At 65.7% G+C, this 26,028-nt stretch carries 22 protein-coding genes; 9 read left to right on the top strand and 13 right to left on the bottom strand.

What is annotated here, in order from left to right:
- The first annotated feature begins 17 nt into the window (after positions 1-17).
- Positions 18-1,223: an acetyl-CoA C-acyltransferase gene (locus tag IB230_RS01290; protein WP_192267973.1), complete on the top strand. Its 1,206-nt coding sequence runs from the start codon at positions 18-20 to the stop codon at positions 1,221-1,223.
- A 71-nt stretch (positions 1,224-1,294) separates the two neighbouring features.
- Here IB230_RS01290 and IB230_RS01285 read toward each other — a convergent pair whose 3' ends face one another.
- From IB230_RS01285 to cmk, 10 genes are all read right to left on the bottom strand, one after another.
- Positions 1,295-1,639, bottom strand: a complete 345-nt coding sequence (locus IB230_RS01285; protein WP_192267971.1) for a tRNA-binding protein — start codon at positions 1,637-1,639, stop codon at positions 1,295-1,297.
- Complete coding sequence (locus IB230_RS01280) at positions 1,636-2,928, bottom strand: FAD-binding oxidoreductase (RefSeq protein ID WP_192271192.1); 1,293 nt, start codon at positions 2,926-2,928, stop codon at positions 1,636-1,638. The genes IB230_RS01285 and IB230_RS01280 overlap by 4 nt, the downstream gene beginning before the upstream one ends.
- Before the next feature lie 73 nt (positions 2,929-3,001).
- Complete coding sequence (gene galU / locus IB230_RS01275; RefSeq protein ID WP_192267969.1) at positions 3,002-3,904, bottom strand: UTP--glucose-1-phosphate uridylyltransferase GalU; 903 nt, start codon at positions 3,902-3,904, stop codon at positions 3,002-3,004.
- Positions 3,901-5,814, bottom strand: coding sequence for a nucleoside-diphosphate sugar epimerase/dehydratase (locus IB230_RS01270; protein WP_192271190.1), 1,914 nt, complete (start codon positions 5,812-5,814; stop codon positions 3,901-3,903). The genes galU and IB230_RS01270 overlap by 4 nt, the downstream gene beginning before the upstream one ends.
- 18 nt (positions 5,815-5,832) lie before the next feature.
- Positions 5,833-6,804 (bottom strand): lipopolysaccharide biosynthesis protein, encoded by a 972-nt coding sequence (locus tag IB230_RS01265; RefSeq protein ID WP_192267967.1) that lies wholly within the window; start codon positions 6,802-6,804, stop codon positions 5,833-5,835.
- On the bottom strand, positions 6,804-7,982 hold the full coding sequence (lapB, locus tag IB230_RS01260; RefSeq protein WP_192267965.1) for a lipopolysaccharide assembly protein LapB: 1,179 nt from the start codon (positions 7,980-7,982) through the stop codon (positions 6,804-6,806). Before lapB ends, IB230_RS01265 begins: the two co-directional genes overlap by 1 nt.
- A 3-nt stretch (positions 7,983-7,985) precedes the next feature.
- A complete protein-coding gene (locus IB230_RS01255) occupies positions 7,986-8,270 on the bottom strand; it encodes a lipopolysaccharide assembly protein LapA domain-containing protein (RefSeq protein ID WP_192267963.1) in 285 nt (94 codons plus the stop codon).
- Between the two features lie 70 nt (positions 8,271-8,340).
- Positions 8,341-8,646: an integration host factor subunit beta gene (locus IB230_RS01250; RefSeq protein WP_192267960.1), complete on the bottom strand. Its 306-nt coding sequence runs from the start codon at positions 8,644-8,646 to the stop codon at positions 8,341-8,343.
- A gap of 97 nt (positions 8,647-8,743) precedes the next feature.
- Positions 8,744-10,435 carry a 30S ribosomal protein S1 gene (gene rpsA / locus IB230_RS01245; protein ID WP_192267958.1) on the bottom strand — a complete coding sequence of 564 codons (1,692 nt, stop codon included), beginning with the start codon at positions 10,433-10,435 and terminating at the stop codon, positions 8,744-8,746.
- A gap of 150 nt (positions 10,436-10,585) precedes the next feature.
- Positions 10,586-11,263, bottom strand: coding sequence for a (d)CMP kinase (gene cmk / locus IB230_RS01240; protein ID WP_192267956.1), 678 nt, complete (start codon positions 11,261-11,263; stop codon positions 10,586-10,588).
- A gap of 174 nt (positions 11,264-11,437) precedes the next feature.
- Here cmk and ykgO point away from each other — a divergent pair, with 174 nt between their 5' ends.
- The 8 genes from ykgO to IB230_RS01200 all read left to right on the top strand — a co-directional run bounded on the left by ykgO (position 11,438) and on the right by IB230_RS01200 (position 18,245).
- The gene (gene ykgO / locus IB230_RS01235; protein WP_010342887.1) at positions 11,438-11,563 is read left to right on the top strand and encodes a type B 50S ribosomal protein L36; all 126 of its coding nucleotides are present in this window, start codon (positions 11,438-11,440) and stop codon (positions 11,561-11,563) included.
- A 122-nt stretch (positions 11,564-11,685) separates the two neighbouring features.
- Positions 11,686-12,015 carry a hypothetical protein gene (locus tag IB230_RS01230; RefSeq protein ID WP_192267954.1) on the top strand — a complete coding sequence of 110 codons (330 nt, stop codon included), beginning with the start codon at positions 11,686-11,688 and terminating at the stop codon, positions 12,013-12,015.
- Positions 12,016-12,047: 32 nt separating this feature from the next.
- Complete coding sequence (locus tag IB230_RS01225) at positions 12,048-13,079, top strand: agmatine deiminase family protein (protein ID WP_192267952.1); 1,032 nt, start codon at positions 12,048-12,050, stop codon at positions 13,077-13,079.
- A gap of 126 nt (positions 13,080-13,205) precedes the next feature.
- Positions 13,206-14,183, top strand: a complete 978-nt coding sequence (locus IB230_RS01220; RefSeq protein ID WP_192267950.1) for an aldo/keto reductase — start codon at positions 13,206-13,208, stop codon at positions 14,181-14,183.
- A gap of 4 nt (positions 14,184-14,187) precedes the next feature.
- A complete protein-coding gene (locus IB230_RS01215) occupies positions 14,188-15,495 on the top strand; it encodes an MFS transporter (RefSeq protein ID WP_192267948.1) in 1,308 nt (435 codons plus the stop codon).
- A gap of 85 nt (positions 15,496-15,580) precedes the next feature.
- On the top strand, positions 15,581-16,465 hold the full coding sequence (locus tag IB230_RS01210; protein WP_192267946.1) for a carbon-nitrogen hydrolase: 885 nt from the start codon (positions 15,581-15,583) through the stop codon (positions 16,463-16,465).
- Positions 16,466-16,474: 9 nt separating this feature from the next.
- Positions 16,475-17,005 carry a GNAT family N-acetyltransferase gene (locus IB230_RS01205; protein ID WP_192267944.1) on the top strand — a complete coding sequence of 177 codons (531 nt, stop codon included), beginning with the start codon at positions 16,475-16,477 and terminating at the stop codon, positions 17,003-17,005.
- 4 nt (positions 17,006-17,009) lie between these two features.
- Complete coding sequence (locus IB230_RS01200) at positions 17,010-18,245, top strand: TraB/GumN family protein (protein WP_192267942.1); 1,236 nt, start codon at positions 17,010-17,012, stop codon at positions 18,243-18,245.
- A 65-nt stretch (positions 18,246-18,310) separates the two neighbouring features.
- Here IB230_RS01200 and IB230_RS01195 read toward each other — a convergent pair whose 3' ends face one another.
- The 3 genes from IB230_RS01195 to IB230_RS01185 are packed head-to-tail and all read right to left on the bottom strand — an operon-like array spanning position 18,311 to position 26,006.
- A complete protein-coding gene (locus IB230_RS01195) occupies positions 18,311-21,397 on the bottom strand; it encodes an efflux RND transporter permease subunit (RefSeq protein WP_192267940.1) in 3,087 nt (1,028 codons plus the stop codon).
- A 5-nt stretch (positions 21,398-21,402) separates the two neighbouring features.
- Entirely contained in the window at positions 21,403-24,867 is a 3,465-nt protein-coding gene (locus tag IB230_RS01190; RefSeq protein WP_192267938.1) for an efflux RND transporter permease subunit, read from the bottom strand.
- Positions 24,864-26,006, bottom strand: coding sequence for an efflux RND transporter periplasmic adaptor subunit (locus IB230_RS01185; RefSeq protein ID WP_192267936.1), 1,143 nt, complete (start codon positions 26,004-26,006; stop codon positions 24,864-24,866). The genes IB230_RS01190 and IB230_RS01185 overlap by 4 nt, the downstream gene beginning before the upstream one ends.
- Between the last annotated feature and the right edge of the window lie 22 nt (positions 26,007-26,028).

Below are 26,028 nucleotides of genomic sequence, written 5' to 3'. Positions count from 1 at the left end.
ACACAGGACATAGAGACATGAGCAAGCAAGTACAGGAAGCCTACATCGTCGCCGCCACCCGTACCCCGGTCGGCAAGGCGCCCAAGGGCGTGTTCCGCAACACCCGTCCCGACGACATGCTGGCGCACGTGCTGAAGTCGGTCGTGGCGCAGGCGCCGGGCATCGACCTCAATCGCATCGACGACGCCATCATCGGCTGCGCGATGCCCGAGGGCGAGCAAGGCATGAACGTGGCGCGCATCGGCCTACTGCTGGCCGGCCTGCCGAACACGATCGCGGCGCAGACCATCAACCGCTTCTGCTCGTCCGGCCTGCAGGCCGTGGCGATGGCGGCGGACCAGATCCGCCTAGGTAACGCCGACCTGATGCTGGCCGGCGGCACCGAGAGCATGAGCATGGTGCCGATGATGGGCAACAAGATCGCCATGGCCCCCAGCGTGTTCGACAACGACCACGTGGCCATCGCTTATGGCATGGGCATCACCGCCGAGAAGGTCGCCGAGGAATGGAAGGTCTCGCGCGAGGACCAGGACGCCTTCGCCGTCGCCTCGCACCAGAAGGCGCTGGCCGCGCAGGCTGCCGGCGAGTTCAGGGACGAGATCAGTCCGTACGAAGTGATCTCGCGCCAACCCGACCTCGCCGGCAACACCGTGCGCCTGAAGAAGCTGCTGGTCGAACAGGATGAAGGCCCGCGCGCCGACACCTCGCTGGAAGGCCTGGCCAAGCTGCGCACCGTGTTCCGCAACCCGCAGTTCGGTGGCACCGTGACCGCTGGTACGTCTTCGCAGATGAGCGACGGCGCGGCCGGCGTTCTGCTGGCCTCGGAGCAGGCAATCAAGGACTACGGCCTGACCCCGCTCGCCCGCTTCGTCAGCTTCTCGGTCGCCGGCGTGCGCCCCGAAGTGATGGGCATCGGTCCGATCGCCGCAATCCCGAAGGCGCTGAAGCAGGCCGGCCTGACCAAGGACCAGCTGGACTGGATCGAGCTCAACGAAGCCTTCGCCGCGCAGGCGCTGGCCGTGATCCGCGACAGCGAGCTGGATCCCTCTAAGATCAACCCGCTGGGCGGCGCCATCGCCCTCGGCCACCCGCTGGGTGCCACCGGTGCGATCCGTACCGCCACCATCGTCCATGGCATGCGTCGTCGCCAGCAGAAGTACGGCATGGTGACGATGTGCATCGGCACCGGCATGGGCGCGGCGGGCATCTTCGAATCGCTGTAAGCAGACCGTTCGCCCGCCTGAACGAGGAATGGCGCCGGAAGGCGCCATTCCTTTGCATTCGGTGAGCGTGATCAGGCCATGCGCGTGCCGTCGGGCACCGGGCGTTCGACCGTCGTGACCACCACGCCTTCGTCGGTGTGAAATCCGGTCAGCAGGAACTCCGATATGAAAGGACCGACCTGCTTGGGCGGGAAATTGATGACACCCACGATCTGGCGTCCGACCAGATCTTCGGGCGCATACAGCGACCGGATCTGCGCGCTGGTCTTCTTCACCCCATAGGGTCCGAAGTCGACCCATACCTTCCACGCCGGCTTTCGCGCCTCCGGAAATGGCTCGACCCTCTGCACGGTGCCCGCGCACAACCAGACACGCATGAAGTCGTCCCACCCGATCGGGTCTGCAGTTCCGCTCATGGTCGCTGCCCCTGTTCCATCCGCGCCTTCCACGCATCCTTCGCTTCGGCCCACCAGTAGCTGAGCTGGGCACCCAGGAATCCTGCTGGCTTCATCGCCGATACCAGGCCATAGGCACCGAACTCACGCCAACGTCCGTCGCCTTCCGCAATGGCAGAGGCTACGACTTCGCCAGCCAGCGTCGTCGGGGCCACACCGTGCCCGCCGAATGCCTGCGCCACCCAGAGACCGGGCTCGACCTGCCCGATCTGCGGCATCTCGTGACGTGCGTAGCTCATGAGGCCCGACCAGGCGTAGTCGATACCCACCCCTTCCAGTTGCGGAAAGACCTTCAACATGTCGCGGTACAGCAGGCGTCTGACCGCATGTGGCGAGCGGTCGAGGATGGAGATGCGCCCTCCCCACAGCAAACGGGAATCGGGCAGCGGCCGGTAATAGTCGAATGCGAAGCGCGTGTCGTAGACCGCGGCACGGGTACGCATCGCCTCCTCCAGCCGTGCACCCAGTGGCGTCGTAACCATGACGTAGGTCGCGATGGGCAGGACACCGGCGTCCACCCGCCTGTGCAGACCCGCCAGATACCCACCGCAGGCAAGCACTACCTGCCTGGCATCAATGCTTCCCGAAGGCGTCGTGACGCGCCAACCGTCGCGGGTACGGTGCAGCGACACCGCCGGCGACCGGGCGAACAGCGAAACGCCCTGCTCAGCCGCTACGCGCACGAGCCCGTTGGCATACTTCAATGGATGGAAGTGGAACGCCCGCGGTTCGTACAGGGCGTCGTGATAGCGGGTCGTGCGCAGTTGGCGACGGACCTCGTCGCGATCCATCCATTGCCAGTCCTGACCGAAGGTATCCAGGAGCAGCGCCTGCCGCTGCCTGAGCACCTCCCGGTCGTCGAACCAGTTCGCCCAGATGATCCCCGCCTGGGTGTCATCGCACGCGATGCCATATCGGGTAATACGACGACGGATCAGTTCCACCGCCTCCGTCGTCCCTGCGTACAAGGCGTTCGCACGCACCGGCCCAAGATCGCGTAGCAGTGAGGCTTCACCACGCGAAAAGCCGCCGAACACGAACCCGCCATTGCGCCCGGAAGCACCGAATGCCGGCGTATCCGCTTCCACCAGCACAACATCGCGTACACCGCGTTCGGCCAAACCCAGCGCCGTGTTCAAACCGGCGAAACCACCGCCCACGACGCAGACCTCTGCCTCGACGCGTGACTGCAGCACTTGCAGCGCCGGAGCAGTGCCTGCCGTCTCCGCATAATAGTTGCGCGATGCCATCTGCACGGAGCCATCTCCAAACGCGGGCAGCGGCGCGGCGCGTCTACGCCGCACCCACCCCACGGCAATCCGCTCAGCCGAGGTCCTGCACGCCCAACTCGTTCAGGGCACTCTGCATCATGCTTCGCGCTGCGTCGCTGAGCTTCTCATGGTCGAGTGCGTAGCGGATCGTCGCCTCGATCAGGCCGATGTGGGTACCGCAGTCGAAACGCGTGCCCTGGAACCGATAGGCATGAACAGGCTTCTCCGCAAGCAGCGCCGCGATCGCATCGGTCAGCTGGATCTCGCCGCCCGCGCCCGGCGTCGTGCTCTCCAGCAGCGAAAAGATGCGCGCGTCGAGGACATAACGCCCCACGACGGCCAGCGTGCTCGGCGCGACGTCGGGCTTCGGCTTCTCGACGATGGCACTGATGCGCCCCTCGCGGCCATTGAACGCCTCGGTCGCGACGATACCGTAGCTGCCCGTCTGCTCCCGCGGCACGTCCTGCACCGCGATGACGCTGCTGCCACCGGCTTCGGCCGCATCGGCCATCTGCTTCAGCGCACCGGGACCGCGGTTCCAGATCAGGTCGTCGGGGAGCAGGACCGCGAACGGTTCGTCGCCGACGATCGGCTTGGCGCACAACACCGCATGCCCAAGGCCCAGAGCTTCGGCCTGGGTGACGAATACCGCACGCACGTGCGGCGGCAGCACGTTGCGGACCAGTTCCAACTGTTCCGCTTTGCCGGAGCGCTCTAGCTTCTGTTCGAGTTCGTAGGCCTTGTCGAAATAGTCCGCCACCGCATGCTTGTAGCGGTTGGTCACGAAGATGAGCGTGTCGCAACCAGCCTCGACGGCTTCGTCAACGGCGTACTGGATCAGCGGCCGATCGATGATCGGCAGCATCTCCTTCGGAACGGTCTTGGTCGCTGGCAGGAAGCGGGTGCCGAGCCCAGCGACGGGAAACACGGCCTTGCGGATTCTGGCTCGGGTCATCGGATCCTACGCGCGTCACGGCTGGGAAAGACCACGATATTACCCGACGCTTCATCCTGATCGCTCGCCAGAGGCGCGAATTCCGGAACAGCGACCCTGAGTACCTCGCCAAGCTCTGCGGTGTCGTAACGGGTGTACGCGGCGCGCAGCCGTTGCAGGGCGAGCTCCAAGAACTCTGGTGACACATCGCGCGCCAGCGCCTTCATGATCTTAGAATGCGACGTGGGCTGATAACGTTCGTCGGCATGGAACAACGTCTCATGCAGCTTTTCGCCCGGGCGCAATCCCGTGTAGACGATGGCGATGTCGCGCCCCGGCTGCTTGCCGGCCAGGCGGATCATCTGCTCCGCCAGGAGCCGGATCGGCACCGGATCACCCATGTCCAACGTGTAGATCGATGCGTGGGCCGCACCCGATGCCGCCTGCAGGATCAGCTGGCAGGCCTCCGGAATGGTCATGAAGTAACGCGTGACGTCCGGATCGGTGACCGTCACCGGCCCCCCCTTTCGGATCTGTTCGCGGAACAGAGGTACCACGCTGCCAGCCGAATCCAGGACGTTGCCGAACCGCACCGTTACATAACGCGTACTGGAACGACCGTCGTCCAGCGCCTGGCACGCCATCTCAGCAAGCCGCTTGGTCGCGCCGAGCACGTTCACCGGATCTACCGCCTTGTCGGTCGAGATCAGCACGAACGTGCCGACCCCCGACTCCCGGCACGCCCGCGCCACGGTTTCCGTCGCGAGTACGTTGTTTCCGACCGCTTCCCGCAGGTGTCCTTCAAGCAAGGGCACCTGCTTGTACGCGGCGGCATGGAACACGGCATCCGGCTCGGCGACACGCAGTGCATGCGCGATCACGGCAGGGTCACCGCAATTGCCCAGCACGGGAAGAACCTCAAGATCGGGGAACGCGCGCCGCAGATCACCCTGGATGGTGATAAGCGCCAACTCGTCGATCTCCACCAGGGCTATCCGCTGCGCGCCATGTCGCGCGCACTGGCGGCACAGCTCCGAGCCGATCGAACCGCCAGCGCCCGTCACCATGACGGTGCGCCCGCCCAGCCAGCCGCGTATCAGCTTCCAGTCCGGCGTGACCGACTTGCGGCCCAACAGGTCTTCGATCGCGACTTCCTTCAGATCGCCCGGCATGGACTGTCCTTCCAGGACATTGACCAGGCGCGGGACCATCCGGAACGGGAGCCCGGTGCTCTCGCAGATCGCAACGACGCGCTGCATTGCGGGGGCGTCCAGCGATGGCATGGCGATGACGAGCATCCGTGCCGCGGTCTCGCGTGCGACGGCGGCGGCATTCTCCAGTCCACCGAGCACTGGAATACCGAGCAGCTTCGATCCATGGAGCCGTGGAGCATCGTCCAGGAAGGCTACCGGGTGGTACACACCGGTACGCCGAAGCTCGCGAACGAGCGCTTCGCCCGCGCGACCAGCCCCGAGGACGAGTACGCGAGATGCGCTTTCGGTCGTGCGCTGGACCTGACTGTCCTTCCAGGCGCGATAGGCCAATCGCGGCAGGCCGAGGAATCCCACCAGCGCAAAGGGGTAGAAGCCGAGAACAGCCCGGGGCGTAGATCCGAAACGATTGTAGAAAAACAGGCCCAGCACGACGCCCAGGAACCCCAGCGCACAGGCCTTGACGATGTTCCACAGGTCCGGAAGGCTGGCGAAGCGCCAAAGCCCGCGATAGAGCCCCATCCACCAGAACACGGCCCCCTGGGCCAACAGCACGACCGCGATCTCGTTCGACCAGAGCGGAAACTCGGGCGTGTGCGGCAGCATGGCGTAGCGCAGCCGGTGCAGCACCTGCCAACACAGCCAGACCATGGCCAGATCGTGAGCCGCCACGAGCGCACGGGGAATGAAGCCCCCCAATCGATCCCGCCAGGATTCCATCAGTTCCTTCTCCAACGACTAATCACGCCATCCCCGGCGCAACAAAACCCAGAGCGTCCCGCCAACAACGTAGGTCAACGCCACAATCAGGAGGGTGGCGGCCCATGTGGTCGACGGCCATGCGAGGCTTAACAATATGCTAATACTACCGAACGCCATGTAAACCAAGGTGACAGCGGTATGTCCAAAGCGCCTTGAGCACCTCTGGTAGAGGTGTCCCACATGCGGCGACCACCACTGCTCTCCGCGAAGCATGCGCCCCGCCAATGTGAAGCCCGCGTCGATAAGGAATGCGCACAACGGGATCAGCAACAACGGGGCGGTAACCGGTGGCATCGTGGTCAACGCGGCGGCGGCCAGCCCCGCCAGGATGAAACCAAGTGCGCCGCTGCCCACATCTCCCAGGAATATCCGCGCGTTCGGAAAATTGAACGGCAAAAAGCCCAGGCAACCCGCCAGGAGCGCCAATGCCAGCCAGCGCCACTCGCCCGCCAACAGTCCCGCATATGCCAAGGCCGTCAGCCCGGCCTGGGTGGTAGCCAGACCGTTGATGCCATCCATAAAGTTCCACACATTGACCAGCACCATGACAGCCCCGAAGGCCAACACCGCCGGTAGCCAATGTCCGCTGTGCCACCCTGCCCCGGCGGCCAGCATCAGGGCAGCCACCGCCTGGACCGCCAGCCTCAACCAAGGGGACAGCGGCCGATGGTCGTCCCACCATCCAATGCCGGCCACGATCAGCAGGCCAGGCAGAAAACCGATCCACAGCGCGCGAAAGGACGTATCGCGCGACATGAGATAAAACCCGACAGTCAGCACTACCAGCACGATGGAGATGCCGCCGCCTCGTGGGGTGGCGACCTGGTGGCTGCGCCTGTCACCGGGCTGGTCCATCAGATTGCCGCGCAGGGCGTAGCGCCGCGCGCACCATGTGGCCGCGGCGGTAATCAATGCGATCAGTGCCAGCCAGACGGCCAGAGGCGGCATCAAACCACCGCGTAGTTCAATAGCGGCTTGACCGTGCCCCACTCCTTGCAACTCGGGCATTGCCAGTGGTGCGTCCGGGCACCGAAACCGCATCGCGTGCAGCGGTAGCTCGGATTACGCACCAGCAACTGGTCGGTGATGTGCTTCAGGTCATGCAGGGTGGCTGCGGGATCAGCGCCCTCTGCCAGCGTGAGATCGATCAGTGAGGCCTCACCCCTGACCGATGGCCTGTCCTTCAGCTGGCGCGCAAGATAGGCGCGCGCGGCCGCAACGCCGTCCTGACGCTCCACCAGTTTCGTCAGCGCGAGCACCGGCGCGATACCCCGATAGTGCTCGCACATCTCCGACAGGAACGCGCGTGCGCCCGACAGATCGCCGACCTGGTCGTAGCTGGTCAGCAGACTGGGAAGAACCTCGGGGAGGTAATCCGGATCGTGCCGTGCGGCGCGCTCGAAGGCACGGATTGCCGCTTCGGCATTGCCCGCGTCCACCTCGATCCGCCCTTCGATGATGCCGGCGCGCACGCTGCCGGCATCCGCCTGGTAAGCGCGCGCAACAGCGGCACGCGCAGCCTCGATATTGTTCGCCGTGCGCTGCCGTTCGGCCAGCTCGCACTCGAACTGGGCCACCAGCTTGCCCATCGGCTCCGTCGTGACCTCTTCATAGCGCCTGGCGTTGTCGATCGCCTTTTCCCAATCACGCTCCGCCTGATAGATGCCGATCAAATGCTTGAGCGCCTGCGGCGCACGTTGATCGATCTGCGCCAGATCCGTAAAGACGGTTTCCGCCCGATCGAGAAGACCCGACCGCATGTAATCCTCACCCAAGGCAAGCAAGGCCTGCACGCGCTGCGCGTCGCTCAGGTCGGCACGTTGCACGAGGCCTTGATGAAGGCGGATGGCGCGATCCACTTCGCCACGGCGACGGAACAGATGCCCCAGTGCGACCTGGGTTTCGAACGTCTCCTTGTCCAGTTCCGCGATATGCAGGAACAGTTCGATCGCCTTGTCAGGCTGCTCGTTGAGCAGGTAGTTGAGACCGCGGAAATAGGTACTCGACAGGCGGCTGACCTGCGTGTCTCCATGCCGTTGCCCGCCACGTCGGCCGATGATCCAGCCGCTGAGCGCGGCCAGCGGCAGGAACAGGAAGAACCAGAACCACTCGGTAAGGAAGGCCATGGCTCAGCGACCGCTGTCGGCGGTCGAGGGGCCGCCGTCGCTCACTGCAGCAGCTGCTGAGCGGTGCGCCTTGCGCAGTTTCGCGTACAACGGCCACACCAGCGTGGCGACCACGATCATGCCACCCACCACCACACCCAGCAGCAAGGACAGCATGATGCCGACGCCGGACGAGGTCTGGAATTCGGTGAACAGGAGTTTCAGCGTGATCGGCTGCGTGTTGAGCACGCCGATGATGAGTCCGTAGGCCAGGAACAGCAGTGCGACGACCAGGCGGAACATGTTCATCAGGCGACTCCTTGCAGGACGACGCCTAGCTTAACGGAGTCGGCGCAGGACGACACGCGCCGGAGCGGGACTACTCGCCGCCCTCTTCGACGGGCGTGACGTCGCTGACGCGTTCGCGCAGCTCCTTGCCCGGTTTGAAATGGGGGACGTGCTTGGCCGGGAGCGCGACCGATTCGCCGGTCTTGGGATTACGGCCCATGCGTGGCGGCCGGTAGTGCAGCGAAAAACTGCCGAAGCCGCGGATCTCGATGCGATCGCCCTGCGACAGGGCGCCGCCCATCATCTCCAGCAATGCCTTGACGGCCAAGTCCACGTCCTCTGCCTTGAGGTGCGGCTGACGGCGGCTGAGGATCTCGATGAGTTCGGATTTGGTCATCGCGTGCGGAATTCGGGCGGATGTACCCGCACCGGCCCGGGATCTCCGGGCCGGTGGGGAACGTTACTGCGGGTGATACTGCAACGGCGCGAGCCGCTTACTCGGACTTGCCACCGTCCAGCTGTGCACGCAGCAGCGCGCCCAGGCTGGTGGTACCGGTGGAGGCCTCGGCGGCCGACTTGTTGTACTCGGCCAGCGCTTCGGCGGTCTCGGCTTCGTCCTTCGCCTTGATCGACAGCTGCAGCGTGCGGCCCTTGCGGTCCATGCCGATGAACTTGGCTTCGACCTTGTCGCCCACCTTCAGGTGCTGGCTGGCGTCGTCCACGCGGTCGTAGCTGATGTCGCGCGCCATGACGTAGCCTTCGATGCCATCGGCGAGCTCGACCGTGGCGCCCTTGGCGTCCACTTCCTTCACCGTGCCTTCGACCTTCGAACCCTTCGGGTGCGCGGCCATGTACTGGCCGAACGGATCCTGCTCCAGCTGCTTCACACCCAGGCTGATGCGCTCGCGCTCCGGGTCCACGGCCAGCACCACGGCTTCCAGCGTGTCGCCCTTCTTGAAGTTGCGCACGATGTCTTCGCCGGTGGTGTTCCAGCTGATGTCGGACAGGTGGATCAGGCCGTCGATGCCGCCGTCCAGGCCGATGAAGATGCCGAAGTCGGTGATCGACTTGATCTGGCCGGACACCTTGTCGTTCTTCTTGTGGGTGGCCGCGAAGGTTTCCCACGGATTGGCGGCGACCTGCTTCATGCCCAGCGAGATGCGGCGACGCTCTTCGTCCACGTCCAGCACCATGACTTCGACTTCATCGCCAACCTGGACAACCTTGGACGGGTTGACGTTCTTGTTGGTCCAATCCATCTCGGACACGTGCACCAGGCCTTCGACGCCCGGCTCGATCTCGACGAACGCGCCGTAATCGGTGACGTTGGAGACCTTGCCGAACACGCGGCTGTTGGCCGGGTAACGGCGGGCGATGTTGTCCCACGGATCCTCGCCCAGCTGCTTCAGGCCCAGCGAGACGCGGTTGCGCTCACGGTCGTACTTCAGCACGCGGACGTCCAGTTCCTGGCCGACTTCCACGACTTCGGACGGATGACGCACGCGCTTCCACGCCATGTCGGTGATGTGCAGCAGGCCGTCGATGCCGCCCAGGTCGACGAACGCGCCGTAGTCGGTGAGGTTCTTGACCACACCCTTCAGCACCACGCCTTCCTGCAGCTTGTCCATCAGCTGCTCGCGCTCTTCCGAATGCTCGCTCTCGACCACCGCACGGCGGGAGACGACCACATTGTTGCGCTTGCGATCCAGCTTGATGAGCTTGAACTCGAGTTCCTTGCCTTCCAGGTAGCCCGGGTCGCGCACGGGGCGCACATCGACCAGCGAACCCGGCAGGAACGCGCGGACGTCCTTGATGTCGACGGTGAAACCACCCTTGACCTTGCCGCTGATGCGGCCGGTGATGGTCTCGTTCTTCTCGAGCGCCTGCTCCAGCTCGTCCCACACCATGGCGCGCTTGGCCTTCTCGCGCGAGAGGACGGTTTCGCCGAAACCGTTCTCGATCGAGTCGAGGGCCACCTTCACTTCGTCGCCCACGCCCACGTCGATTTCGCCGGCGTCGTTCCGGAACTGTTCGATCGGCACGATGCCTTCGGACTTCAGGCCGGCGTTGATCACCACGACGTCGTTGCGGACTTCCACGACGACGCCGGTGACGATGGCGCCCGGCTTCAGCTTGGCCAGTTGGGTCTGGCTCTGTTCAAACAGTTCGGCAAATGATTCGGTCATTGAAAAATACTCGGTTGATGACACAGACCGGCGCACGCGAGTACGGACGGTCCACCCGTTGTCGGCCTGCGCGGGATGCGTATGGCCGTGAGTGTTGTGGTTGGAGAAACCGCGCGGAGGATTCCGCACGGACCTTCTGCAGCGCGAGGCTCAACCTGCGCGTGCGGGCACCAGGGCCAGCACGCGCTCGACGACCGCGTCGATGCCAAGGCCGGTGGTGTCGATGAGAACGGCGTCGTCGGCCGGCCTCAGGGGCGCCACCGTGCGCTGGGCGTCACGGGCATCGCGGGCGAGGATCTCGCGCAGCAGACCGTCGATTGTGACGGAAACCCCTTTGTCTTTCAACTGCTTATAGCGCCTTTCGGCCCGCTCGTCGGCGCTGGCGGTCAGAAAGACCTTGTAAGGGGCGTCCGGGAAGATGACGGTCCCCATATCCCGCCCATCCGCCACCAGCCCCGGGGCCTGACGGAAGGCCCGCTGGCGTTCCTTCAGGGCCGAGCGAACCTCCGGGATAGCGGCGATGGCGGATGCCAGCGCACCGGTCGTTTCCAGACGGAGCTCGTCGGTCGCGTCCAGATCATCGACGATCACCCGCAAGCCGGCCTCGGTCTCCCGGAAGCTCACCCGGGTATCGAAGGCACAGCGGACCAGTGCGGCGGGGTCGGAGACGTCCAGATCGGCCCAGCTCGCCGCTACGCCCACCGCCCGGTACAGGGCGCCGGAATCCAGGTAGTGCCAGCCCAGCCGAGACGCCGCGATCCGACTGACTGTCCCCTTGCCAGCGCCGGAGGGGCCATCAATGGTCAGAACGGGAGCGAGGTCAGGCATACGGGCTTCCAGAAGTCAGAGGGCCTCCATTATGAGCGCTCGGCGACCCCGCGCCGACGACGTCCGAGCGGGTCTTCCGCATCGGCCCATGCAACCGCTTGATCCGGCTATGGAATTACCGTTAGAATGCCGGGCTTCGTTTCACCCCATACATTTACGCCGAGGTTTCAACTCATGAAGGTCCTGTCCTCCCTGAAGTCGGCGAAGGCCCGTCACCGCGACTGCAAGGTGGTCCGCCGCCGCGGCAAGGTCTTCGTGATCTGCAAGTCCAACCCCCGCTTCAAGGCGCGTCAGCGCTGAGAACGGCCGATCTGCCCGACCGCTGCAAGGCGATCCGGGCAATCCGCAGAAAGCCGCCTTCGGGCGGTTTTTTGTTTTCGGCCTTTTGTTATAAAAGGCGAGTCACCTAGGGGAACCCAACCATGAGCCGTCGCGTCCTTGCCCTGCCCTTGATCGCCCTGCTCGGCCTGTCCGGCCCGGCGCTTGCCGACACCCTGCTGATCGAGCGTGCGCAGGAAACGCCTGCCGCCGCAGCGCCCGTGCGCGGCCAGACCACGGCCGACGTGGAGGCCCGCTTCGGTGCCCCGCAGCAGAAACTCGAGCCGCGCGGCGGCCAGAAGCGCCAATGGCCGGTGATTCACCGATGGGTGTATCCGGGCTTCACCGTATACTTCGAGAAGAGCCGCGTCATCGACGTGGTAATCAACAAGGCCAGTGCCGAGGAAATCGGCCCGAAGCCCCCCATCCGCTGACACACGCGCGGCTCGGCCGCGACATTGACGCCATGACTGATGCCTTTCGCTTCCCCGCGGAGTGGGAACCCCAATCCGCGGTCCTGATCGCGTGGCCGCACGCCGAGACCGACTGGGCCGATCGCCTTGCCGAGGTAGAAGAAACCTACGTCGCCCTCGTCGCTGCGATCACCCGTTTCCAGTCCGTGGCGATCTGCGTCGCCGACGACGACCTGCAGACATACGCCGAAGCCCGCCTGCGCTCCGCTCGCGTGGACATGGGGCGCGTGCGCTTCGTGCCGGCCGAGTACGACGATACCTGGCTGCGCGATTCCGGCCCGATCACCCTGCGCGATGGCGACCGCTTCAAGCTGCTCGACTTCCGCTTCACAGGGTGGGGCGGCAAGTACGAAGCGAGCCGGGACGATCGCCTGGTCGGCGAGCTCTCCGGTATGCAGTTGTTTCATAACTATTTCGTCCAAAGTATTGATTTTGCTTTGGAAGGTGGCGCCATCGAGACCGACGGTGCCGGCACGCTGCTGACCACATGGCAGTGCCTGCACGAGCGGCATCCCGACGCCTCCCGCGAGGCGCTGACGGACAAGCTGGCGCGCTGGCTGAAGCAGGACCGGGTGCTTTGGCTGGACCATGGCTACCTGGAGGGCGACGACACCGACGCCCACATCGATACCCTCGCCCGCTTCGCGCCGGGTGACGCCATTGTCTATCAGGCCTGCGATGACGCCAGCGACGCGCATTACGCGGAACTGCAGGCCATGGCTGCCGACATCACTGCCCTGCGCACGGCCGAAGGACATCCTTACCGCACGTTCCCGCTACCTTGGGCACAGCCGGTGATCGACAACGGCCGCCGCCTTGCGGCGTCCTACGCGAACTACCTGATCATCAACGGCGCGGTGCTGATGCCGGCTTACGGCGACGCGGCCGACGATGCCGCCGCCGCGGTCCTGGCGCAGGCCTACCCGGACCGCGAGATCGTACAGGTGCCCTGCCGGTCGCTGATCTGGCAGAACGGCAGCCTGCACTGCATCACCATGCAGTTGCCTGCGGGATTGCTGGACTGAGTATCGACCCGGCCGCACGGTTCGCAGCACCGTGACTTCAGTTGGGCGCAGATTGAACGCTTCGTTTACATATCGCCTTACACGATCCCGGATAACCACCGTTTCCCCCTGATCGAGGAGACGGCCGTGTATTCACGACGCAAGTTCCTGACCACCACCGCGCTGGCCACCGCCGGCCTCGGACTGGCGGCCTGCCGCGACGCGGCCCAGGCTGGCGGAAATGGCGTGACACCAGCCGCACCCTCGCCTGCGAACGCTGCAGCACCCGTCGCGCCGGGACCGCTGAATACCCGCGCGATCCCGTCCTCGGGCGAACGCGTCCCCGTCATCGGCATGGGGACTTCAGGGAGCTTCGAAGTCGGCCAGAGCGCAGCCGAACGGGATCCGCTGAAGGAAGTGCTGGCGCGGTTCTTCGCCGCCGGCGCGACCCTGATCGATACCGCCCCCACCTACAGCGTTGCCGAAGACGTCATGGGCGCCCTACTCGCCGAGCAAGGCCTCACCGAAAAAGCCTGGCTGGCGACCAAGCTTTCAGGCGTGACCGGCCGCGACGCCGGCATGGCACAGTTCGAAGACACGCTACGTCGGCTGAAGACAGACAAGGTGGCACTGCTGCAGGTCCACAACCTGGGTGACCTGAAGACGCAGCTGGCCGTTGCGCGCGAACTGAAGGCACAGGGCAAGGTGAAGTACGTCGGCGTGACCCATTATGTCGAGCGTGCCCAGGAAGAACTCGCCAACATCGTCCAGGCCGAGAAGCCGGACTTCCTGCAGATCAATTATTCGGTCGCCAGCCGCGGCGCCGAAAAACGCGTACTGCCGCTGGCGCAGGAACTCGGCGTGGCGGTGCTGATCAACCGTGCGTTCGAGGACGGCAAGCTGTTCGCGCAAGTGAAGGACAAGCCGGTGCCGCCTGCGCTGGCCGAGGCCGGCGTGACATCGTGGGCGCAGGCCTTCCTGAAATTCGCCCTGAGTCACCCGGCGGTGACCGCGGTGATTCCGGCGACCGGAAAGCCCGATCGCCAGACCGACAACCTGAAAGCAGGTACCGGCCCCGATCTGACCCCGGCGCAGCGCGACGCCCTGATCGCTGCAGTGGCCTGAGCCGATGCCGACACCTCCCGCGCCCGGCGCTGCCGGCTGGATCGCCCGTCTGTTCAATGTCCGCGAGCACGAGGCGCCCGTGGTCGGCGCCGGACTGGCGATGTTCTTCCTGCTGTTTGCCGGCTATTTCATGCTGCGGCCCATCCGCGAAACGATGGGCGTCGCAGGTGGCGTCGACAACCTCCAATGGCTGTTCACCGGTACCTTCGTCGCCACATTGATCGTGCTGCCGCTGTACGGCTGGATTGCGTCGAAGGTCGCGCGGCGGCGCATCGTGCCGTGGGTGTTCGGCATGGTGGTGGCCAGCCTGCTGGGGTACGGCGTCGCGATGCTGGCGACGCCGGACGATGTCTGGCTGGCGCGCACGTTCTACATCTGGGTGTCGGTCATCAACCTGCTGATGATCTCGTTGGCGTGGAGCGTGCTGGCGGACGTGATGGAGAGCCACGAAGCCAAGCGGTTGTTCGCACTGATCGCCGCTGGCGCGAGTCTCGGCGGACTGGCCGGGCCGCTGCTGACCACCCTGCTGGTCAAGCCCCTGGGGCACGGCGGCCTGATGCTCTTCTCCGCCGTGCTCATCGGGGCCAGCGCCGCGACGGCGACCTGGTTGCACCGCTGGCGCGATCGCCATCCATTGCCTGCCGGTGCCAGTTCCTCCGAACAGCGGCAACGGCCGCTGGGCGGTAATCCGTTCGCCGGTGCGACCGCGGTGTTCCGTTCGCCGTACCTGCTCGGCATCGCGTTCTTCGTACTGCTGCTGGCGACGGTCACCACGTTCCTCTATTTCGAACAGGCAAAGCTGGTCGCCGAACGGTTCACCGACAAGGAAGAGCAGACCCAGGTCTTCGGCCTGATCGATACGGTGGTGCAGACCTTGGCCATTCTCAGCCAGTTGTTCATCACCGGCCGCATCGCGCAGAAGCTGGGTGTGGGCGTGTTGCTGGTGGCCGTGCCGGTGATCATGGCCGGCGGCTTCCTTTGGCTGGCGCTGTCGCCCGTGTTCGCGGTCTTCGTGGTGGTGATGGTGGTTCGGCGAGCGGGCGAATACGCCTTCGTGCGACCCGGCCGCGAGATGCTCTACACCGTCGTCCCCGCGGAACAGAAGTACAAGGCAAAGAACTTCATCGATACCGTGGTCTATCGCGGTGGCGATGCGCTGAGCGGCTGGGTCAAGCGGGCACTGGACGTGCTGGCGGAGCATCCCGCGGCCGCCATGTTCATCGGTGCCGGTGTGGCGGTGGCATGGGCGGTTACCGGCGTGGCGCTGGGCAGGCGCCAGAAGCAGCTGGAAGCCTCGCGCGATACGCCCTGAATCCGTGCATTCACCCCCGGGACGCCTGCCATCACGGAGGACGCGGTACCATGCGCCCTCCCCCCGATAGCCCCCGCCTCGCCCGATGAGCCGTACTACCCTGCCCGTTGCCCTGATCCAGGAAAAGAACCACGGCGATGCCGACGCCAACCTGTCGGTGATCGAGGCGCGCGTCGCCGAGGCGGCCAAGCAGGGCGCCAGGCTCGTGCTGCTGCAGGAACTGCACAACGGTGCGTACTTCTGCCAGCACGAGTCGGTACAGGAGTTCGATCTGGCCGAACCTATCCCCGGCCCCAGCACCGAGCGTCTCGGGAAGCTGGCGAAGCAGCATGGCGTGGTACTGGTGTCGTCGTTGTTCGAACGTCGCGCCGCCGGGCTGTACCACAACACCGCCGTCGTCTACGAGAAGGACGGCAGCATCGCGGGCAAGTACCGCAAGATGCACATCCCCGACGATCCGGGGTTCTACGAGAAGTTCTATTTCACCCCGGGCGACATCGGCTTCACGCCCATCGACACCTCCGTCGGTCGTCTCGGTGTGCTGGTGTGCTGGGACCAGTGGTATCCGGAAGCCGCTCGCCTGATGGCGCTGGCCGGCGCTGACCTGCTGCTGTACCCCACCGCGATCGGCTGGGACCCGGACGACGAACAACCCGAGAAGAACCGCCAGCGCGATGCCTGGGTACTGAGCCATCGCGGCCACGCGGTCGCCAACGGGCTGCCCGTGCTGAGCTGCAACCGGGTCGGTCACGAGCCTTCACCGCTGGGCGCGTCTGGCATCCAGTTCTGGGGCAACAGCCATGTGCTCGGTCCGCAGGGCGAATTCATCGCCGAAGCCGGCACCGACGAAACCATCCTGATGGCCGAGGTCGACATGGCGCGCAGCGAGCACGTCCGTCGCATCTGGCCGTTCCTGCGCGACCGCCGCATCGATGCGTACGGCGACCTGCTCAAGCGCTACATCGACTGAGGTCCGGGCGTGCCGCTGATCGTCCGTGACGCCACGCCGGCCGACGTGCCGGCCATCGCCGCCCTGTACGCCGACGAAGTCCGCGACCACGTCAACACCTACGAGTACGACGTGCCGGACGAAGCCGAGATGGCGCGCCGCATGCAGGGAGTGCTGGACGCCGGCTATCCGTACCTCGTCGCAGAACTCGATGGCCGCTTCGTCGGCTACGCCTACGCCGGCAGCTACCGCGCCCGCGCCGGTTATCGCAAGACCGTGGAGAACTCGGTCTACGTCGTACCCGGCCAGCAAGGCCAGGGTATCGGCGCCGCGCTGATGCAGGCGTTGATCGATGACTGCGAAGCGCGTGGTTACCGGCAGATGATCGCCGTGATCGGCGAACCCACCAATACCGCCTCCATCCGGCTGCACGAAAAGTTCGGCTTCACCCTGGTCGGCATCTTCCGCGGCATCGCCTGGAAGCACGACCGCTGGCTGGACACCGTGCAGATGCAGCGCACCCTCGGCCACGGCACTGCCGCGCCCCCGCAAGACGAATGACACGATGACCGAACCGAACGTTACCGTTTCCGATCCGCTGCACGGCCAGCCCCACGAGATCGTCGAGCGCGACGGCGTGCGCTACACCCTGCTCGGCACTGCCCACGTGTCGCGCGCCAGCGTCGATGCCGTGCGCGCTGCCGTCGCCAGTGGCGACTACGACAGCGTGGCGGTGGAACTGGATGCCGGTCGCCTGCAGTCGCTGACCGACCCCGACACACTGGCGCGGCTGGACCTGGTGAAGGTCATCCGCGAAGGCAAGACGCATCTGTTCGCCGCCAACCTTGCGCTCGCGGCGTACCAGCGCCGGCTGGCCGAACAACTCGATGTCGAGCCTGGCGAAGAGCTGAAAGCAGGCGCACTGGATGCAAAGGCGCGCGGACTGCCGGTCCACCTGATCGACCGCGAAGTCGGGCTGACCTTCAAGCGCGCCCTGCAGTCGCTGGGCTGGTGGCAGCGGACCAAGGTCGGTGCCGGCATCCTGGCCAGCATGTTCGGCGACGAGGAGGTCGGCGACGACGAGATCGAAAAGCTCAAGCAGGGCGACCTGATGGAATCGAGCTTCGGCGAGTTCGCCGCCGAAAGCCCGCAGCTGTACCAGGCCATCATCGCCGAGCGCGACCAGTACATGGCATCGGCGCTGCGCCAGGTCGCCGCCGGCAAGCCGACCGATTCGGCATCGCCTTACCGCGTGCTGGCCGTGGTCGGCGCGGGCCACCTGCCCGGCCTGACCCGGCACTTGAGGGACGACACCGCCGATCCTTCCGAAATACGTCAATCGCTTGAGGTCGTGAAAGCCAAGTCGCGGTTCCCCTGGATGGAAGTCATCATCGGCTTGTTCCTGGTCGGTGGCTTCGCCTGGGGCTTCTGGCAGGGTGGCGTCGATGTCGGTTCGGACCTGCTGCTGCAATGGGTGCTGGCGACCGGCATCCTCGGCGCCATCGGCTGCGCGATCGCGGGCGGCCATCCGCTCAGCATCCTGGCGGCCTTCATTTCCTCACCGCTCACGCCGCTGCATCCTGCGCTCGCGTCGGGCACGGTCAGCGCGTTCGTGGAAGCGACACTGCGCAAGCCGACCTACGCCGATTTCATGGCGTTGCGCGACGACGTGCAGACGATGCGCGGCTGGTGGAAGAACCGCGTGGCGCGCGTGCTGCTGAATTTCTTCCTGACCAGCCTCGGCACCGCCATCGGCGTGTGGACCGGCGGTCTTCGGATGCTGGGCAAGCTGGTCGGCTGAGTCCCCCTGCGGTCCGATCCAAGGAAAAAGCCGGGCATTGCCCGGCTTTTCTTTTGCCATCCGCGTCAGTCTCCGTGCGGGCTGGTGGCGGTTGCCGCGACACGGGCCTCGCCGCGGCGCTGGCGAGCGCGCTTGATCGAACGGGCTGTCCCGCTGCGCAGGTCGTCCAGCAATGCATAGATGGTCGGCAGGAACAGCAGGCTGACCACGGTGGAGAACGCCAGCCCGCCAGCGATGGCGCGCGCCATCGGGTGGTAAGGCGGCATGCCGTCGGCGGTCTGCGTGTTCAGCGCGATCGGGATCATCGCCAGGATCGCCGTGCCCATCGTCATCATGATCGGGCGCAGGCGTTCGCGACTGCCTTCCACCAGCGCATCCGTGCGCGCCATGCCGCGGCGCCGGAGGTTGTTGATGTGTTCGATCATCACGATGCCGTTGTTCACCACCACGCCCATCAGCACCAGGATGCCGATCACCGCCATGATGTTCATCTCGGTGCCGGTCAACCAGAACAGCCAGTACACGCCGAAGATCGAGAACAGCACGCAGGACATGATGGCGACCGGGAACAGCAGCGACTCGAACACCGCCGCCATGATCACCAGCATCAACACCAGCGCGATCATGATGGCGGTCACCATCTGGTCCATGCCGTCGAAGTTGATGTTGAAGCCCGCGCCATTGAACGTGTAGCCGTACCCCGGCGGGAACTCCATGCCGTCCAGCGTGGCCTCCAGGGACTTGCGCGCGTCCTCCATCGACACGTCCTTGGCCAGTCCCGCCTCGATCCGCAGCATGGTCTGCCGGTTCAGGCGCTGGATGGACGTGGCGGCGGGATTGACGTTGACGTCGACCATCGCCAGCAAGGGGACTTCCTGGCCCGACGCACTGCGCACCATGAACGACGACAGATCCTCGATGCCGTAGTGGTCCGATCCGGCGAAGCGCACGTTGACCGGGATCTCCACGTCGTCGCGATGGAAATCGCGCAGCGACGAGCCACGCAATGCCATGCCGACGAACTGCGCCACCTGTTGCGCGCTGAAACCGTAGGATGCCGCACGCTCGCGGTTCACCTGCACGGCCAACTCGGAATTGGCGTCGCCGACATCCACGCGCACATCGCGCAGTTTCGGATCGCGCGCCAGGATGGGCATGATGTCCTCGGCCAGCTCTTGCAGGGTCTGGCTGGAGTCGCCGATCAGGCTGAAGCGTATGCCCTGGCCTTCGCTGCCCATGCCGCCCGGCCAGCCGATGCCGAGCTTGGCCCGTGCCGATTGCGGAAGACCCTTGCGGACTTCTTCCTCGATCTTCTTGCTGACCTCGCGGTCGTCGATGTCCAGGTAGAGCCGCGTCTGCGCCCAGCCCTGCTCCGAGTAACGGCTGTACACCCGCTTGATGTGGAATTCCTTGCGGTTGGCGTTGACGAAGTCCTCCACCCGCTGCACTTCCTTGCCCATCTCCTCCTTCGAATAGGACCCCTTCCACTGGTAGAAGATGTTGATCTCGTCCGGATCGTTCTCGTCGCCACCGCCGCTGGTGTTCATCATCGGGAACACGCTGATCGCCGAGATCAGCAGGATGCCGGCGACACTCCAGCCGCGGTGTTCCAGCGTCCAGCGCAGCACGCGCGCGTAGCGGTTCTGCAGACGGCTGATCAGCGGCGACTTCACTGCAGGCGGCGTCTTCATCCGTGCCGACAGCATCGGGATCAGGCTCACCGCCACCAGCCACGAGGCCAGCAGCGACACCGAAATCGTCACCGCCAGCTGCGACAGGTAGATCGTGATGATGTTCTTCTCGCCGAACATCATCGGCAGGAACACCACGCAGTGGCACAGGGTGCCCGCCGACAGCGCGATGGCTACGTGGCGGGTACCGATGATCGACGCGACCTCGGGTTGGTTGGGGAACTTCTCGCGCTCCTGGTAGATGCTCTCCACCACCACCACGGCGTTGTCGACCAGCATGCCGACCGCGAGCAGCAGGCCCATCATCGAGATGATGTTCAGGCTGATGCCGGTGAAGTACATGAAGCCCAGCGTCATGATGAAGCAGATCGGGATGGCCATGGACACCATCAGCGTCGACGGCCAATGGCGCAGGAACGCGTACAGCACGATCACCGACAGCACCAGGCCGATCGCCCCCGCCTCCGCCAGCGCCAGCAGCGAACTGGTCACCGCCTTGCCCGAATCCCAGGCGACCTCGATGTCGACCCCGTGCATCGCCGGGTCCTGCCGCAGCGCCTCCACTTCCTTGCCCACCGTCCTCGACAGGTCCACGAGGTTCGCCGAACGCTCCTTGTAGATGTCCACGCCCACGCTGGGCTTGCCTTCCATCTTGCGCACGTAGCTCATGCGCTGCGGCTGCAGGCTGACATCGGCGATATCGGACAGGCGCGTGCCACGGCCATCGATCGGGAGGTCACGCAAGGCCTGCAGTTCGAGCAACTCGCCGCGCGGCTGCACGCGCAGACGGCGGCCGGCTTCGGTGATCTGCCCGGCGGACACCGAGAAGTTGGCCGCCTGCAACTTGCTGACCAGCTCGTTGAGCGCGACCCCATGAGCACTGATGCGGTCCTTGTCCAGCGCGACCAGCACTTCCTGCCTTGCCACGCCCTCGACCTCGACGCGCGCCACACCCGGCAACCGCTCCAGATGCTGCTTGATGCTGCGCTCCAGCAGGTCGGCGCGGGCCGTCAGGTCTTCCTGGCTACTGAGGCGAAGGCTGATCGCCTCCTGGTCGCTGGTGCTCCAGCGCTGCACGTAATAGCGGCGGAAATCATCCGGCAACTCGTCCCGCACCGCATCGATGCGTTCGCGCGCCTCGGAGGCGGCCATCGCGATGTCCCGGTCCCAATCGCTGAATTCGACCTGGATCTGGCCGCCTTCGGCATTGGCGCGCGAATTCATCGTCTTGATGCCCGGCATCGTGGCGATGGCTTCCTCCACCGGGCGCAGCAGGTTGCGCTCGACCTCTTCGGGGGTCGATCCGGGATACGGCAACGACACGAAGAAGAACGGAATGGTGGCTTCCGGCTCGGCCTCCAGCGGCAACCGGAACGAGGCGATCAGGCCGATCACCACCATCGACACGAACAGCATGATGGTGGTGACGGGACGGCGGATGGACAGCTCGGTGATGTTCATCCGGATCAGCCCTCGACGCCGCCGATGGGATCGTCCTCGTGCGAGATCACCTGTTCGGCCTGCGCGGCGACCAGTCGCGCGCGACGACCGCGTTCGGCGTAGAACTCATCCGGCTTGCGGTCCAGCAGGTCGTACACCACCGGGATCACCAGCAGCGTCAGCAGTGTGGACACCAGCAGGCCGCCGATCACCGTGATCGCCATCGGCGAGCGCACCTCGGCACCCTGGCCGAAGGCGAGCGCCAGCGGCAGGAAGCCGAACACCGCGCACAGGGTGGTCATCATGATCGGGCGCAGGCGCGAGCGTGCGCCTTCCACCAGCGCCACGCGCTTGGCCACGCCTTCCTCGCGCAGCTGGTTGACCTTGTCGATCAGGATGATGGCGTTCTTCACTACCAGGCCGACCAGCAGGATCAGGCCGATGAACACCACCACTGACACCGGCGAGCGGGACAGCAGCAGGGCCGCCACCGCACCGACCAGCGCCAGCGGGATGGTGAACAGGATGACGAACGGATGCAGCAGCGATTCGAACTGCGACGCCATGACCAGGTAGACCAGGAAGATCGCCAGGCCGAATGCGAACAGCAGCGACTTGATCGACTCGCCCAGTTCCTCGCCCTGGCCGCCGATGCGCATGCCCACGTCGGTACCCAGCGGGTTCTTCGCCACCATGTCCCGCACTTCCGTGATGGCCTTGCCCAGGTCGATGTCGCGCAGGTTGGCCGACACGATGGCCACGCGCCGCTGGTCGGCGCGGTGGATCTCGCTCGGACCGGTGGTGGCGATGACATCGGCCACCGAGATCAGTTCCACCGGCTTGTTGCCGCTGGGATTGACGATCAGGCGACGGATGTCGTCGACCGAGGCGCGCTCGGATTCCTGCACGCGTACCAGCACGTCGATCTTGCGGTCGCGGAAGCTGTAGCGCGTGGCGACGTTGCCGCGCACCTTGTTGACCACGGCATCGGCGATCTGTCGCGTCGTCAGGCCCAGCGCAGCGGCACGGTCCTGGTCGAACACGATCTGGATCTCCGGAAAGCCCTGCTCCACCGTCGACTTCACGTCGGCGTAGTGCGGGCTCTGCCGCAGCATCTCGGCCAGGCGGTTGCCCGCCACGCGGATCGACTCCAGGTTGTTGCCCTCGATCTCGATCTCGAGCGGGGCAGCCAGGGCGAACAGCTCCGGACGGGCGAAGTCGACCTGGGCCTCGGGCCACTGCTTCATCGTCCCGCGCAGGCTTTCGATCAGACCCTGCTCGCGTGCGTTGTCGGTCATGACCACCGACAGCTTGCCGATGTTCTCGCCGCTTTCGGTGGGACTGGCGTCCAGTCGCGTGCCAGTGCCCGACACGCCGTACAGCAGGCGCACGCCTTCTTCACCCGCGTGCGCACGCTGCACCTCGCGCACCAGGGCGTCGGTCTGTGCGAGCGGCGTGCCCGGCGGCAGCTTGGCGGTCATCTCGAAGCGGTCCTGCGCCAGCTGCGGGATCAGGTCCACGCCCAGCAGCGGCAACGCAGCCAGGGTCAGCGCGAACGCCAGCGCCGCGCCGCCCAGCACCGGGACGGGACGCTTCAACGCGGCCGGCAGGATCCGCAGGTAGCCGGCTTCGGCCCGGCCGTACGGCGCCATCGCCAGGTCGCTGGCCTTGCGCATCACCGGCCCGATCACCGCGGCGAGGCCGCGGAAGATCCGCACCACCAGCCATACCAACCAGAAGAAGCCATAACGGAACAACGCGCCGACGCCACGTCCCGCATAGGCCGCGGGCTTCTTCCAGCGGCTCTCGGGACGCCACGGCTCACGCGGCTCTTCGGCCGGGAACTCCAACGGCGGGCGGCCCTTCAGCGCGCTCAGCATCGGGATCAGCGTCATCGACACCACCAGCGACACCGCGATGGCGATCGACACCGTCAACGCCTGGTCGCGGAACAGCTGCCCGGCAATGCCCTCGACGAACACCAGCGGCAGGAACACCGCGATCGTGGTGAGCGTCGATGCCACCACCGCCATGAACACTTCGCGCGTGCCCTTGATCGCCGCTTCCAGGATGCCCATTCCGCGTTCGCGGGCCTTGGCGATGGACTCCAGCACCACGATCGAGTCGTCGACGACCAGGCCCGTGGCCAGGGCCAGGCCGCCCAGCGACATGACGTTCAGGCTCAGGCCCAGCTGGCCCATGAAGAAGAACGTGGCGATGATCGAGATGGGCAGCGACAACGAGATGACGAAGGTGCTCCAGCCATCGCGCAGGAACAGGAAGATGATCAGGATCGACAGCAGGCCGCCGATCACCGCATCGACCTTGACGTCCTTGATGGCGTGGCGGATGAAGACCGACTGGTCCTCCACGGCCGTCATCTCGATGTCCTTGGGCATCTCCTTGCGGATGATCTCCAGGCGCTGTTCCAGCGCATCGGCAGTCGATACGGTATTGGCGTCGCCTTCCTTGTAGATCGCCAGCTCCACCGCCTCGTGGCCGGCGCTGCGGATTACCGCTTCGCGCTCCTTGTAACCCTGGCGCACGTCGGCCACGTCCTTCAGGCGCACGCTGGGCGCGCCACCGCTGCTGTCGCTGCGCAGCGCGGCGATCACGTTGGGATCGCTGCTGCCCAGGATCGCCGTCATCAGCTGCTGGTTGGTGCCGGTCGAGCTGCTGGACGAGGCCCCTGCCGCCGTGGTCAGCAGCATCTCGCGCATCTGTTCGACCGTAGTGAACTGATTGACGGTGCGCACCAGGTAGCGCTGCGAGCCCTCCTCCAGGCGACCGCCGGAGAGGTTGACGTTTTCCTGCTGCAGGCGCTGGATCACGGTATCCAGCGACAGGCCCAACTGGGCCAGCTTGCGCTGGTCGATGTCGACCTGGACTTCGTCTTCCAGGCCACCACCGACCTTGACGGCGGCAACGCCCGTGACGGGTTCGAGCTTGCGCTTGAGGTCCTCGTCGGCGTAACGACGCAGCTCCATCAGTCGGCGGATCGCATCGGCTTCGTTGCCGGCCTCCTGCTTGGACGACAGCGCGAGGCGCATGATCGGCTGGGTGGACGGATTGAAGCGCAGCAGCACCGGAGCCTTGGCCTCCAGCGGCAGTTGCAGCGTTTCCATCTTGTCGCGCACGTCCAGCCCGGCCTGCTGCATGTCGGTGCCCCAGGCGAACTCCAGCACCACGTCGCTCTGCCCGGTGCGCGAGATCGACTTGAGCTTGCGCAGGCCCTTGACGATGCCCAGGGCCTCTTCCGCCGGTTGCGAGATCAGCGTTTCCACTTCCGCCGGCGCCGCACCTTCATAGTCGGTGCGCACGGTCAGCGTCGGATAGCTCAGGTCCGGCAGCAGCTCGACCTTCAGGCTGGACAGCGAGATCAGGCCGAACAGCACCAGGGTGAGCGTCATCATCGCGATGGTGACGCGGCGGCGCGTGGAGAACTCGATCAGGTCGAAGCCACCGCCGGACGAAGGTCCGTGCGCACTCATTGCTTGCTCGCCTCTGCGGCCGGCGCCTTGGCCACGGTGGCGGGCTTCTTGTCCTGGCCGATCACCTGCACGGCACTGCCTTCGCGCAACGCGGCCTTGCCCGCGATAACGACCTGCTCGCCGGGCTTCAGCCCTTCGCGCACTTCGACCCAGCCGGCATCGTTGTAACCCAGCTTCAGCACGGTGCGCTGCGCCTTGCCGTCACGGACCACATACACGGCAGGCTCGCCGCCGTCTTCCAGCAGGGCGGTGCGCGGAACCACCAACGCATCGGCACGCTGGTCGTAGTTGATGTTGAGGCGACTGAACATGCCCGGCTGCAATTCGCCGTCGCCGGGGAACGAGGCCACGACGCGGAACGTACCGGTTCCGTTGTCGACCACCGGTGCGACGCGAGCCACCGTGCCGGTGAACTGCTTGCCCGGCAACGCATCCACCGCCAGTCCGACGGCCTGCCCCGGCTTGAGCTTGGCGATCTCGCGCTCGGGCACGTTCAACGTGGCTTCCAGCCGCGAGGCGTCGACGATGCGGATGATCGGCGAGTTGATCTGCACGAAGTTGCCAGACTTGATGGAGCGCGAGGCGACGACGCCGGAGATCGGCGCGGTGATCGTGGTGTAGGACAGTTCCAGCGATGCCGCGCGGTAGACGGCGCGCGCGTTCTCCAGGTCGTACTTGATCTGGTCCACGTCGTTGGCGCTGATCATCCGCTGTTCGACCAGTTGCTGGGCGCGCCGGTAGTTGTTCTCCAGCTTGTGCATCTGCGCTGCGGCCTGGGCGACCTGCAGGCGCGGACGGTCAGGGTCCAGCCGCACCAGCGCCTGGCCGGCACGGACCACCTGCCCTTCCTCGACCAGCACGGCCAGCGCGACGCCCGAGGTCTTGGCGACGACCTGGGACTCGCCCAGCGCCTCCAACGTGGTGGTGCCACTGTAGCTGGCAGCCACCGCGCGCCGGGTAGCCTGGGCCACCTCGACCGGGACGGCCTCGGACTCCTTCTTCTCCTCGCCGTTCTTGGCCTGGGCCTCGGCCGCGGGGCCGCCCCCCTTGCAGGCGGACAGGACCAGCAGGCCGCAGATCACGGGGACCAGTGCAAGACGCAGGTAGGAACGGCCGGAGTGGGGGCGGGGTCGGGACATGGGGCGGTACCGTCGTGGCGTT

It is taken from the genome of Pseudoxanthomonas sp. PXM01 (assembly GCF_014851815.1).
GTDB lineage: Bacteria > Pseudomonadota > Gammaproteobacteria > Xanthomonadales > Xanthomonadaceae > Pseudoxanthomonas_A.
The sequence above is the reverse complement of the archived record's forward strand: the minus strand, read 5'-3'. Positions and strand labels throughout refer to the sequence as shown.

What these genes read in the sequence shown, in the direction of transcription:
- IB230_RS01290 (WP_192267973.1), top strand. Translation starts at nt 18, where the DNA reads ATGAGCAAGCAAGTACAGGAAGCCTACATCGTCGCCGCCACCCGTACC.
- IB230_RS01285 (WP_192267971.1), bottom strand. Translation starts at nt 1,639, where the DNA reads ATGAGCGGAACTGCAGACCCGATCGGGTGGGACGACTTCATGCGTGTC.
- IB230_RS01280 (WP_192271192.1), bottom strand. Translation starts at nt 2,928, where the DNA reads ATGGCATCGCGCAACTATTATGCGGAGACGGCAGGCACTGCTCCGGCG.
- galU (WP_192267969.1), bottom strand. Translation starts at nt 3,904, where the DNA reads ATGACCCGAGCCAGAATCCGCAAGGCCGTGTTTCCCGTCGCTGGGCTC.
- IB230_RS01270 (WP_192271190.1), bottom strand. Translation starts at nt 5,814, where the DNA reads ATGGAATCCTGGCGGGATCGATTGGGGGGCTTCATTCCCCGTGCGCTC.
- IB230_RS01265 (WP_192267967.1), bottom strand. Translation starts at nt 6,804, where the DNA reads ATGCCGCCTCTGGCCGTCTGGCTGGCACTGATCGCATTGATTACCGCC.
- lapB (WP_192267965.1), bottom strand. Translation starts at nt 7,982, where the DNA reads ATGGCCTTCCTTACCGAGTGGTTCTGGTTCTTCCTGTTCCTGCCGCTG.
- IB230_RS01255 (WP_192267963.1), bottom strand. Translation starts at nt 8,270, where the DNA reads ATGAACATGTTCCGCCTGGTCGTCGCACTGCTGTTCCTGGCCTACGGA.
- IB230_RS01250 (WP_192267960.1), bottom strand. Translation starts at nt 8,646, where the DNA reads ATGACCAAATCCGAACTCATCGAGATCCTCAGCCGCCGTCAGCCGCAC.
- rpsA (WP_192267958.1), bottom strand. Translation starts at nt 10,435, where the DNA reads ATGACCGAATCATTTGCCGAACTGTTTGAACAGAGCCAGACCCAACTG.
- cmk (WP_192267956.1), bottom strand. Translation starts at nt 11,263, where the DNA reads ATGCCTGACCTCGCTCCCGTTCTGACCATTGATGGCCCCTCCGGCGCT.
- ykgO (WP_010342887.1), top strand. Translation starts at nt 11,438, where the DNA reads ATGAAGGTCCTGTCCTCCCTGAAGTCGGCGAAGGCCCGTCACCGCGAC.
- IB230_RS01230 (WP_192267954.1), top strand. Translation starts at nt 11,686, where the DNA reads ATGAGCCGTCGCGTCCTTGCCCTGCCCTTGATCGCCCTGCTCGGCCTG.
- IB230_RS01225 (WP_192267952.1), top strand. Translation starts at nt 12,048, where the DNA reads ATGACTGATGCCTTTCGCTTCCCCGCGGAGTGGGAACCCCAATCCGCG.
- IB230_RS01215 (WP_192267948.1), top strand. Translation starts at nt 14,188, where the DNA reads ATGCCGACACCTCCCGCGCCCGGCGCTGCCGGCTGGATCGCCCGTCTG.
- IB230_RS01210 (WP_192267946.1), top strand. Translation starts at nt 15,581, where the DNA reads ATGAGCCGTACTACCCTGCCCGTTGCCCTGATCCAGGAAAAGAACCAC.
- IB230_RS01200 (WP_192267942.1), top strand. Translation starts at nt 17,010, where the DNA reads ATGACCGAACCGAACGTTACCGTTTCCGATCCGCTGCACGGCCAGCCC.
- IB230_RS01195 (WP_192267940.1), bottom strand. Translation starts at nt 21,397, where the DNA reads ATGAACATCACCGAGCTGTCCATCCGCCGTCCCGTCACCACCATCATG.
- IB230_RS01190 (WP_192267938.1), bottom strand. Translation starts at nt 24,867, where the DNA reads ATGAGTGCGCACGGACCTTCGTCCGGCGGTGGCTTCGACCTGATCGAG.
- IB230_RS01185 (WP_192267936.1), bottom strand. Translation starts at nt 26,006, where the DNA reads ATGTCCCGACCCCGCCCCCACTCCGGCCGTTCCTACCTGCGTCTTGCA.